Source organism: Burkholderia sp. SIMBA_062, assembly GCF_046534765.1.
GTDB lineage: Bacteria > Pseudomonadota > Gammaproteobacteria > Burkholderiales > Burkholderiaceae > Burkholderia > Burkholderia ambifaria.
The window spans coordinates 1-231 of record NZ_JAWRYD010000676.1 but is presented as its reverse complement, the minus strand read 5'-3'; the positions used below and the strand labels follow the sequence as shown (position 1 = coordinate 231).

1 protein-coding gene is annotated in these 231 nt (G+C 71.4%); it reads left to right on the top strand.

Annotated elements, in window-relative coordinates:
* The coding region (locus SB786_RS37890; RefSeq protein ID WP_410731794.1) for an autotransporter domain-containing protein at positions 1-231 on the top strand (231 nt) is incomplete at both ends.

The window sequence follows — 231 nt, the reverse complement described above, 5'->3', positions numbered from 1 at the left end:
CGCGGCAGCGGCTTCGGCGAGAGCGGCGCGAACGGCCAGAACCTGAACGTCGGCCCCGACAACGCGCGCAGCCTTCAGCCTTATGTGGGCGTGTCGCTCGACAAGGCGTTCGGCGATGCCATGCGGTCGCTCGACGTGCAGCTTCGCGTCGGCTATGCGCACGAGGTGCTGCGCGGCAGCCGCGTCGTGCAGGTGCAGAGCCAGGACGGCACCGTGTTCGCCGCGCCGGGC